Source organism: Thermoanaerobaculia bacterium, from assembly GCA_035260525.1.
GTDB lineage: Bacteria > Acidobacteriota > Thermoanaerobaculia > UBA5066 > DATFVB01 > DATFVB01.
The window spans coordinates 1-2,151 of record DATFVB010000333.1; the positions used below are offsets into that span (position 1 = coordinate 1).

A 2,151-nucleotide genomic window follows, 5' to 3' on the forward strand; every position below is an offset into this window, starting at 1 on the left:
TGGGAACATGACCTTTGAAAGGCGCTATCGCATGCGCGAGGGAGTCGTGTTCGATCGGGATTCGAAGTCGGACATCTTGGTTCCGACCGTTGAAAAGAGCGAAAAGCACTACTCGCCGACGACGCGCTACAAGGATTACGCCATTTCGCCCGAGCTCTTCCACTGGGAATCCCAGAGCACCACCACCGAGCGATCTGACACCGCGCAGCGATATATCCACCATCGTGAGATGGGAACAAATATCCTGCTCTTTGTCAGAAGAACTCGCCAGGAAGACAGGCAAACGGCGCCTTACGTTTTTCTCGGACCTGCCGACTACGTCAGACATGCGGGAGAGAAACCGCTATCCATCGTTTGGAGACTTCGACGTCCTGCGCCCGCGGATCTGTTCCAGCAGTTTCAACTGGCGGCCGGCTGAATAATCGCGGGCAAAGGCGCTGCCGCATCATTTGAAGGACCTCTCCGTGAATGCGCTACGGGTGACCGGGCCGGCACGACTCGGAGCGCGACGAGACGTGCTGGAAGACGGGCGATCGTGCTCAGCCGCGGGGCGAGGCGTACCGAGGCGTACGTTGAGCCCCGCGGATGGGCGGGATCGCCCGTATAACGGCGCGTATCGACGCGCGATAGGATTCGTTCGATGAAAGGGTTGATCCTGAGCGGCGGCAAAGGCACCCGTCTGCGCCCGCTCACCCACACGTCGGCCAAGCAGCTCGTGCCGGTCGCGAACAAGCCCGTTCTCTTCTACGGGATCGAGTCGATCGCGGCCGCCGGGATCACGGACATCGGGATCGTCGTTGGGGACACGCGCGAGGAGGTCAAGGCCGCCGTCGGCGACGGCTCCCGTTTCGGCGTCCGGGTCACGTACATCGAGCAGGACGCGCCGCGCGGGCTGGCACACGCGGTGCTCATCTCCGAGGAGTTCCTCGCGGGCGACTCCTTCGTGATGTATCTCGGAGACAACCTGATCGCTTCCGGGATCTCGTCTCTCGTCGACGAGTACCGGAATCGGCAGTGCAACTCCCAGATCCTCCTCGCGCGCGTGCCGAACCCTTCTTCGTTCGGCGTCGCGGAGCTCGACGGGGGACGCGTCGTGCGCCTCTCCGAGAAGCCGGCGGAGCCGAAATCGGATCTCGCGCTCGTCGGCGTGTACATGTTCGACCCGACGATCTTCGAGGCGGTCCACGCGATCCGCCCGTCGCCCCGCAACGAGCTCGAGATCACGGACGCGATCCAGTGGCTCGTCGACCACGGCCGGTCGGTCCACCCGCACCTCGTCACAGGGTGGTGGAAAGACACGGGGAAGGTCGAGGACATGCTCGAAGCCAACCGCATCATCCTCGACACGTTCGAGCCGAAGGTCCCGGCGGGGCTCGACGGCGGCTCCCGCGTGGAAGGGAAAGTCGTGTTCGAAGGGGGCGCGGTCCTCGTCAACGCCGTCGTCCGAGGACCGACGATCATCGGACGGAATGCTTCGATCGAGAACGCCTACGTCGGCCCCTACACCGCCATCGGCGCGGGCTGCAAGATCGTCAACTGCGAGATCGAGAACTCGATCGTCTGGGAGCAGTCGGAGATTCGCGACATCCCGGTGCGGATCGCGGACTCGCTGATCGGGCGGGGCGTCAAGATCCATCGGGGCCAGATCCGCCCCAAGGTCCACCGCTTCTTGATCGGCGACGACTCCGAAGTGGGCATTGTCTAGGATGCGTCCGCGACGCATCCTCGTGACCGGCGGCTGCGGGTTCATCGGGAGCGCGTTCGTGCGGAGGACGCTGGCCGCGCCGAACGGCGTCGAGATCGTCAACCTCGACAAGCTGACCTACGCCGGCAACCCCCGGAACGTCGAGGCGGTGGCCGGTTCGCCGAATTACCGCTTCGTCCTCGGCGACATCTGCGACCCGCGCGCGGTCGCCGACGCGATGGCGGGGTGCGACGTCGTCGTCAACTTCGCGGCGGAGACCCACGTCGACCGCTCGCTCCTCGGGGACGCCTCGTTCATCGACACGGACGTCAAGGGCGTCTTCGTGCTGCTCGAGGAGGCGAAACGGATCGGAGTCTCCCAATTCATCCAGGTATCGACCGACGAGGTCTACGGCTCGATCGAGAGCGGCGCCTTCACGGAGGAATCGGCGCTCCACCCGCGCAACC

At 64.6% G+C, this 2,151-nt stretch carries 3 protein-coding genes; all 3 read left to right on the forward strand.

What is annotated here, in order from left to right; all coding sequences use genetic code 11:
• Positions 1 to 418 (forward strand): DUF3427 domain-containing protein (locus VKH46_15850; GenBank protein HKB72313.1); only part of this gene is annotated, 418 nt, incomplete at its 5' end.
• Between the two features lie 222 nt (positions 419 to 640).
• Positions 641 to 1,705, forward strand: coding sequence for a glucose-1-phosphate thymidylyltransferase (locus tag VKH46_15855; protein ID HKB72314.1), 1,065 nt, complete (start codon positions 641 to 643; stop codon positions 1,703 to 1,705).
• A 1-nt stretch (position 1,706) separates the two neighbouring features.
• Positions 1,707 to 2,151 (forward strand): GDP-mannose 4,6-dehydratase (locus tag VKH46_15860; GenBank protein HKB72315.1); only part of this gene is annotated, 445 nt, incomplete at its 3' end.